The organism is Enterobacter cloacae complex sp. IR5428, from assembly GCF_049238585.1.
Classification (GTDB): Bacteria; Pseudomonadota; Gammaproteobacteria; order Enterobacterales; family Enterobacteriaceae; genus Enterobacter; species Enterobacter intestinihominis.
Map to the genome: position 1 here is coordinate 162,564 of NZ_JBMKHV010000001.1, position 7,557 is coordinate 170,120.

At 53.8% G+C, this 7,557-nt stretch carries 6 protein-coding genes; 4 read left to right on the forward strand and 2 right to left on the reverse strand.

Annotated features, from left to right (window positions below; genetic code table 11):
- Positions 1 to 87 precede the first annotated feature (87 nt).
- The 3 genes from ACOTXC_RS00790 to cybB all read left to right on the forward strand — a co-directional run bounded on the left by ACOTXC_RS00790 (position 88) and on the right by cybB (position 3,551).
- The gene (locus ACOTXC_RS00790; protein WP_022648057.1) at positions 88 to 882 is read left to right on the forward strand and encodes a YdcF family protein; all 795 of its coding nucleotides are present in this window, start codon (positions 88 to 90) and stop codon (positions 880 to 882) included.
- 199 nt (positions 883 to 1,081) lie between these two features.
- Entirely contained in the window at positions 1,082 to 2,521 is a 1,440-nt protein-coding gene (gene aldA, locus ACOTXC_RS00795; RefSeq protein WP_032624297.1) for an aldehyde dehydrogenase, read from the forward strand.
- Between the two features lie 499 nt (positions 2,522 to 3,020).
- Positions 3,021 to 3,551, forward strand: coding sequence for a cytochrome b561 (gene cybB, locus ACOTXC_RS00800; RefSeq protein WP_022648059.1), 531 nt, complete (start codon positions 3,021 to 3,023; stop codon positions 3,549 to 3,551).
- A 42-nt stretch (positions 3,552 to 3,593) separates the two neighbouring features.
- Here the strand turns inward: cybB and ACOTXC_RS00805 are convergent, their stop codons facing one another.
- Positions 3,594 to 4,661 carry an oxidoreductase gene (locus ACOTXC_RS00805; RefSeq protein WP_280004665.1) on the reverse strand — a complete coding sequence of 356 codons (1,068 nt, stop codon included), beginning with the start codon at positions 4,659 to 4,661 and terminating at the stop codon, positions 3,594 to 3,596.
- Positions 4,662 to 4,674: 13 nt separating this feature from the next.
- Positions 4,675 to 5,418, reverse strand: coding sequence for a DeoR/GlpR family DNA-binding transcription regulator (locus ACOTXC_RS00810; RefSeq protein WP_023300061.1), 744 nt, complete (start codon positions 5,416 to 5,418; stop codon positions 4,675 to 4,677).
- Positions 5,419 to 6,174: 756 nt separating this feature from the next.
- On the opposite strand from ACOTXC_RS00810, the gene ACOTXC_RS00815 reads away from it, so the two are divergent.
- Positions 6,175 to 7,488 carry a TolC family outer membrane protein gene (locus ACOTXC_RS00815; RefSeq protein WP_421767299.1) on the forward strand — a complete coding sequence of 438 codons (1,314 nt, stop codon included), beginning with the start codon at positions 6,175 to 6,177 and terminating at the stop codon, positions 7,486 to 7,488.
- Positions 7,489 to 7,557 lie beyond the last annotated feature (69 nt).

Consider the following 7,557-nt stretch of genomic DNA (forward strand, 5'->3'; position numbering starts at 1 on the left):
TAATGAGCACCTCGGCTTTCAGAGTGATCTCCTTTTCAACCCCGTTGTGTGAAGTACTCTAAAGATTAATGCTGTAAGGAGGTAACGATGACAATGGCACTTTTCCCCTGTCTGCCTGGCACAACCCTCGACGCCGTGAATACCGTTGGGGCGTGGCTTGCTCAGGACGACTATCAGGACAACCAGCCCGTTGATCTGGTGATTCTGGCGGGTAACGCGGTGATACCCGCGATTGATGCTGCCTGTAAAATCGCGGCTGAACAGGGGGTTCCTCTGATCATCAGCGGCGGGATCGGTCACTCGACGACCTTCCTCTACGCCGCGATTGCTAAGCACCCCCGCTATAACAGGATACCCACCACCGGGCGGGCTGAGGCGGCTATTCTGGCCGACATCGCCCGTGAATTCTGGAACATTCCGGCTGAGCATCTTCACGTTGAGGATCAGTCGACCAACTGTGGCGAAAACGCCCGCTTCAGCCGGGCGTTGATGAAACAGTCCGGACTGAACGCCGCCCGGGTGCTGGTAGTGCAGGACCCGACGATGCAGCGTCGCACAATGGCTACGTTTGCCCGCGTTTGCCGCGACGAGGCTGCATCGCCCGCATGGATGAGTCATCCCGGCCTGACGCCCGTGCTGCAAAACAGTGACGACGGTCTGGCGTTCAGCGGCCCGGTCGAGGGGTTATGGCCGGTAGAACGTTACCTGTCGCTGGTGCTGGGTGAATTTCCGCGACTCAGGGACGACATCAACGGCTACGGTCCGGCGGGACGTGATTTCATTGCCCATGTCGATATCCCTGCCGACGTGGACGCCGCGTGGCAGATCCTGCGAAACGACGTCATTCTCACCGACGCGCTGGTGAGCCGTTCTCTGCTGTAATGCTCTTGCCCGTTTGCGCCATCTTTTACGCAAACGGGCAGCCTTTGTTGCCGATTTGTGATTTTTGAAACGGGCTGACCCGTTTCTTTTATGAGATATCTCACAAAAACAGACTCATAGAGTAGGCAATTGCCCCGGTAATTATAGTTTTTAACATTAAGTTTACTTGTTAAAAACAGTGTGATTACAGGAGCAGGTTATGACAGTACCCGTACAACATCCTATGTATATTGATGGACAGTTTGTTGCCTGGCAGGGTGATGCCTGGATTGACGTGATCAATCCGGCCACGGAAGAGGTCATTTCCCGTATTCCCGACGGCACCGCCGAGGACGCCCGCAAGGCCATTGACGCGGCAGAGCGCGCGCAGGCTGGCTGGGAGGCGCTGCCTGCCATTGAACGCGCCAGCTGGCTACGCAAAATTTCCGCCGGGATCCGCGAGCGCGTCAGCGAAATCAGCGCGCTGATTGTGGCCGAAGGGGGCAAGATCCAGCAGCTGGCGGAAGTGGAGGTTAACTTTACCGCTGACTATATCGACTATATGGCCGAGTGGGCGCGCCGTTATGAAGGGGAAATCATTCAGAGCGACCGTCCGGGCGAGAATATTCTGGTGTTTAAGCGCGCCCTTGGCGTCACCACCGGCATTCTGCCGTGGAACTTTCCCTTCTTCCTGATTGCCCGTAAGCTCGCTCCTGCGCTAATCACCGGCAACACCATCGTTATCAAACCGAGCGAATTTACCCCAAACAACGCCATTGCGTTTGCCAAAATCGTCGACGAGATTGGCCTGCCGAAAGGCGTCTTCAATCTGGTGCTGGGCCGCGGTGAAACCGTCGGACAGGAGCTGGCCGGGAACCCGAAAGTGGCGATGGTCAGCATGACCGGCAGCGTCGGGGCGGGTGAAAAGATCATGGCTGCGGCTGCGAAAAACATCACCAAAGTGGGGCTGGAGCTGGGTGGTAAAGCCCCGGCCATCGTGATGGACGATGCCGACCTCGAGCTGGCCGTGAAGGCCATTGTGGATTCACGCGTCATCAATACCGGACAGGTGTGTAACTGCGCGGAACGTGTCTATGTTCAGAAGGGGATCTACGACCGCTTTGTGAATCGTCTGGGCGAGGCAATGAAAGCCGTCCAGTTTGGCAATCCGGCTGAGCGAACGGATATTGCCATGGGGCCGCTGATCAACGCCGCCGCGCTGGAGCGTGTGGAGCAGAAGGTGGCGCGCGCGGTGCAGGAAGGGGCTAAAGTGGTCCTTGGCGGTAAAGCGGCAGAGGGCAAAGGGTATTTTTATCCCCCAACGCTGCTGCTTGACGTACATCAGGACATGGCCATCATGCACGAAGAGACCTTTGGCCCGGTGCTGCCGGTGGTGGCTTTCGACACCCTGGAAGAGGCCCTGAAAATGGCCAACGACAGCGACTACGGTTTAACCTCGTCTGTATATACGCAGGATCTGAATGTCGCCATGAAAGCAATTAAAGGGCTTAAGTTCGGCGAGACCTACATTAACCGTGAAAACTTTGAAGCGATGCAGGGCTTCCATGCGGGCTGGCGGAAATCCGGGATCGGCGGGGCGGATGGCAAACACGGTCTGAATGAGTATTTGCAGACGCAGGTAGTCTATTTACAGTCGTAATCAGGAGCCCCCTCCATGCGAGATAATGTGTGCACTGAGCAGTTCCCTCGCCCCTTTGGGGAGAGGGTTAGGGTGAGGGGAACATACGGCTCTGGTGGTCATTCCGTTCACTTTAGGTTCCTTGCTACTCTGTAACAAAATGACCGGTGAACGTGCCAGGGTGGCTCAGTCGCCACCACCCTGGCTCCCGGCGGTAAATCGCCGCTTCGCGGTCCCTTCGGCTTATTCCTTCCGGCTTATCGGGGACGGGCGGAGGTAACATCCCTGTAAAGCCCGCCCTCTCGGCGCATCCCTGCGCCTCGCCCCGGCCGGAAGGCAAACGCCTCAGCGATTTACAGCCGGACCTGGGCATCGCTGTAATCCCTCCGTTATTCTGAAGGCACGTTAATGCTTCTGATTTCAAATAACTGGGAATACTCGGCCCTCCGTAAAAGGGGGTTCACATTTTCAGGAAAGGTGGTTATGTTGGCGCGATAACTGTTATTTATCGGGAAACAACATGCGCACAAAATATACGGGTCTGCAAATCAGCATTCACTGGCTGGTTTTTCTGTTAGTGATTATGGCCTATTGCGCCATGGAATTCAGAGGCTGGTTCCCGCGAACCGATCGTCCGCTTATTAATATGATCCACGTTTCCTGCGGGATCAGCATCCTGGTGCTGATGGTGGCGCGCCTGTTTATCCGCCTGAAATTCCCGGCTCCGCCCATTCAACCGAAACCAAAAGCGATGATCACCGGGCTGTCCCATCTGGGGCATCTGGTTATCTACCTGCTGTTTATTGCGCTGCCGCTGATCGGCATGGTGATGATGTATAACCGGGGAAATGACTGGTTTGCGTTTGGCCTGACGATGCCGCATGCGGCGGAGGGGAATTTTGACCTGGTGGATACGCTAAAAGCGTGGCACGTAACGCTGGCGAATCTGGGGTATTTTGTGATTGGTTTGCACGCCTTTGCCGCGCTGATGCATCACTATTTCTGGAAAGACAATACGCTGCTGCGCATGATGCCGAAAAAGCGTCAGTGACCGATAATGCCCTGCCAACCCGCAGGGCATTTTTTTTGCGGCTTATTGCAGTTGCGCGCGCTCCTGCGCCGTTAAGTCCAGTTCCTGAGTTGTACCCGTTTCTGAAGATTTTACCGCCGCTTCCAGCACCGCCATCACCGCCAGGGCTTCCACCGGATGGACCGGATTGTCAATCTTGCCGTTCAGGGCATCGCGCACGTTTATATAGTACTGCCGCTGGTCGCCTTTTGGCGCAGGGATAGCGCTGGCTTCACCCTGGGCATTAAACAGCACCATAGCGTCGCTGTCCTCACCCCAGCTTTCGCTACCCGGAATGACGCCTGCCAGAAGCTGGGCTTCCTGCTGATCGATGCGCGCTTTCACCACGCTGGCATTATCGCCGTGGACGGTAAAGCGGGCAACGCCGCCTGCCACCAGCATGCTGCAATGGAGGACCACTTTGTGTTCAGGATAGTTCAGCACCACGTGCGCCCAGTCGTTAATTTCCGCACCGTCACGCAGGGTGGCGATGTTGCCCTGTACCGACAGCGGCAGACCAAAAAGCTGTAGCGTCTGGTCAATCATGTGCGGGCCTAAGTCGAACCACAGGCCACTGCCGGGAACATTTTGCTCTCTCCAGCGCACGCGAACCTCCGGGCGGAAACGATCGATATGCGATTCAAAGTGTTTTACCTTGCCGATACTGCCTTGCTCAATCACCTGCTTAATGCCGAGAAAATCGCTGTCCCAGCGGCGGTTATGGAAGACAGAGAGCAGGCGCTGTTTTTCTTGCGCAAGCGCAATCAGATCTCGCGCTTCCTGCATATCCAGCGTAAATGGCTTATCCACCACTACGTGCTTGCCGGCGTTGAGCGCCAGGGTGGCCAGCGGCGCATGGGTCGCGTTAGGGGAGGCGATAACCACCAGGTCGATATCCGGGTGCTGAATAGCCTCTTCAGGGGTGGCAACAACGAGGACGTCCGGCAGATCGCGTTTGACCTTTTCTTCATCCCGGGATGAGACCACCGCCAGCTTCAGGCCGTCGACGGACTGGATCAGCGGGGCATGAAACGTCTTACCCACAAAACCATACCCGATCAGCGCAATATTCATTGTCTTCACTTTATTCATGACCTTCTCCACGTTAATGCGCGCAAACGGTAACCTGCACGGCGCTATGGTCCCCGAGCTCTGCCCAGGGACGATCTAAAAACAGTTGATGAATCTGGGATAACCCTGAAACCAGATAAGGTTCGCACTGGTTGAGTTTAAGATGGTCGGCGACTACCCAGTGCGCCTGGCTTGCGGCCAGCATGGCACGCTTCACCTCGGCATCCGCCTCCTGACTGGCGCTCAATCCGAGCTCGGCATGAATGGCGCATGCGCCAAGGATGGCGATATCCGCCCGGTAGCGAGAGAGCAGCGAAAGGGTGGCGCTTCCGGCAAACAGGCGCTGTTTCTGATCCCACTTTCCACCAAGCAGGATCAGATCGACATCTTCCCGATCGCTAACCTGCTGGGCGATATCAAGAGAAGGGGTGATGATGGTCAGCGGTCCCTGCAGGAAAGAGGCAACGGCCAGAAGTGTGCTTCCGGCGTCCAGAAAAAGCGTCGAGCCCGCAGGTACGCACTGCGCAACCTGTTTACCCAGCCGCTGCTTGATTTCAGGCAGTAAGGTATTCCTGCTAACTCGGTTCATCGTCGAGAGATTCAGCGCGATGGCGCCGCCATGGTTTTTTTGTGCCAGTCCCTGTTTTTCCAGATCGGTCAGATCGCGACGGATGGTATCCGCCGAAACCTGCAACTTTTCTGCCAGCTCAGTGATGCTGGCCTGGCCTTGTTCAGTAATAATTTCAAGTACATATTTCTGTCTGGCGGTTTTATGCATGGGTGCAGTATCCTGCAAAATGTCGCAATACTATGCAGTTTACAGCATTTTACAGGAAAGGGAATCGTAACAGGAGGGGGATGTTGTCCAAAAACAGTTTGATAAGGTGAATATTGAATTAGCATTAATCAGTCATCAAAAACATGTATGTATCGTTTAGACCTGATGTTAACGCTATGTTTTACATAGAAATTTGGTTAAAGCTACCGAATAAGGAGTTCGAATAAGAATATAAAACCAGATTATAAATATAAATTGGTGCTTATATCTATTAGATATTCTTTTTAAAGTAAAATAATTTAATATTAATCAGCGAATGACTTAAATTGACAGTTCTTTGAAAATCTTTGTGTCTGATTCGAGATGAAATAAACGCAAAAATGTACATCAAGGTGTTTCAGAATTTTCCTTAAATTACAGAGGGTTTATATGATTCAGCGTAAACGCATCTAATAGCCATTTGTCCAGAAACCCCATCTTTTTTCTTATTTGTAACACCACATTAACATTACGGATGTGGTCGCTCATATCACATTTTGTTATGCTGCGAATCAATAAATATTTAAGTAAATTCTTAAAAGAAAAAAAGAGATTGAACGGCTCTCATCTCAATTGAAATGGGTGTGGTCGACTATTGGCGGAATTTATCAAACAGGAGTGGGGCAAATAGGGTGAATTATTTGTACCTCTTCCTGGTAATTATTTAGCCATCACCTGAAGTCCGGGGGTATTATAAAGATGAAATGCAATAACAGGATGCTCAGATTATCTGCTTCCCTGACCTTAATTTCACTGGTGGTGACAGCGGCTCATGCAACTAACGGTCTGGTAGGAATATCTCCCGTTGCGGCAATGACGATGAAAGAAAGTATTCTTTTCGCTCTTGACCGCGACCCGTCGGTGAGTCAGCAGGCTGCACAGCTGGGGATTGGCCAGGCACAAATAGACGAAGCGCGTAGTGGCTGGATGCCACAAATAGCCCTGAACGGGAGTACGGGTCACAGCCAGACCACCGATTCGAGCGGCTCGTTGCGAAATTCCGCAGCCTGGGGGCTGAGCCTGACGCAGCTTGTGTACGATTTTGGCAAGACCAATAACAGCATCAGCCAGTCTTCAGCTCAGCGTGACAGCTATCGCTACCAGCTGATGAGCACGATGTCTGCCGTCGCGGAAAAAACGGCCCTCAGCTATGTGGAAGTGAAACGCTACAGCGATCTGCTACAGGCGGCAACAGAGAACGTGCAGGCGCTTAAATACGTTGAGCAGCTGGCAAAACTCCGCGCCGATGCAGGCGTAAGCTCCACCTCTGATGAGCTTCAGACCCGCACCCGTATTGCCGGAATGCAGGCGACGGTAGAGCAGTACAATGCGTCACTGAACAGCGCCCGCGCGCGGCTGGCGGTATTAACTGGCATACAGGCTGAACGCTATTCACCGGTTCCGGGAGGTCTGGCCGTGGAGTCGGATTCTCTCAATCGAATTGATTATTCACTGATCCCAACGGTGATGGCCGCGCAGAACATGGAGCGTTCAGCCCAGTACGGCGTAGAAACCGCGAAGTCACAGCACTGGCCAACCTTAAGCCTGAAAGGGGGCCGCACCCGGTACGAGTCTGATAATCGCGCGTACTGGGATGATCAGATCCAGCTCAATATTGATGCACCGCTTTATCAGGGCGGCGCGGTCTCGGCGCGCGTCCGTCAGGCCGAGGGCGCAAGGGCAATGGCATCGTCTCAGGTCGATCAGGCCCGTTTTGATGTCCTGCAAAAAGCCTCCGTCGCACAGGCCGACTGGACCGGGGCGCAAGGACGTATGGAGGCCGGAAAACGTCAGCTGGAAAATGCGTTGCGCGCCCGCGACGTCTACAAAAATGAATATACCCTGAGCAAGCGCAGCATTAACGATCTGCTCAGCGTGGAGCAGGATGTCTGGTCTGCCACCTCAGCGAAAATAATGGCTGAATACGATGGCTGGAGCGCGGCGATTAATTACGCCTCCGCGGTGGATAATCTCATGCCGCTTATCGGAATAGAGAAAAACGCTGCCGCGAAATTACCTGATTTGAGTTAAAAAAGGCGCGCCTTTCTGCGCGAAATAAGTCAGACAATAATGGGTGGTTTTTCCCAGGGATAGTTACAT

What these genes read in the sequence shown, in the direction of transcription:
- ACOTXC_RS00815 (WP_421767299.1), top strand. Translation starts at nt 6,175, where the DNA reads ATGCTCAGATTATCTGCTTCCCTGACCTTAATTTCACTGGTGGTGACA.
- ACOTXC_RS00810 (WP_023300061.1), bottom strand. Translation starts at nt 5,418, where the DNA reads ATGCATAAAACCGCCAGACAGAAATATGTACTTGAAATTATTACTGAA.
- ACOTXC_RS00805 (WP_280004665.1), bottom strand. Translation starts at nt 4,661, where the DNA reads ATGAATAAAGTGAAGACAATGAATATTGCGCTGATCGGGTATGGTTTT.
- ACOTXC_RS00790 (WP_022648057.1), top strand. Translation starts at nt 88, where the DNA reads ATGACAATGGCACTTTTCCCCTGTCTGCCTGGCACAACCCTCGACGCC.
- aldA (WP_032624297.1), top strand. Translation starts at nt 1,082, where the DNA reads ATGACAGTACCCGTACAACATCCTATGTATATTGATGGACAGTTTGTT.
- cybB (WP_022648059.1), top strand. Translation starts at nt 3,021, where the DNA reads ATGCGCACAAAATATACGGGTCTGCAAATCAGCATTCACTGGCTGGTT.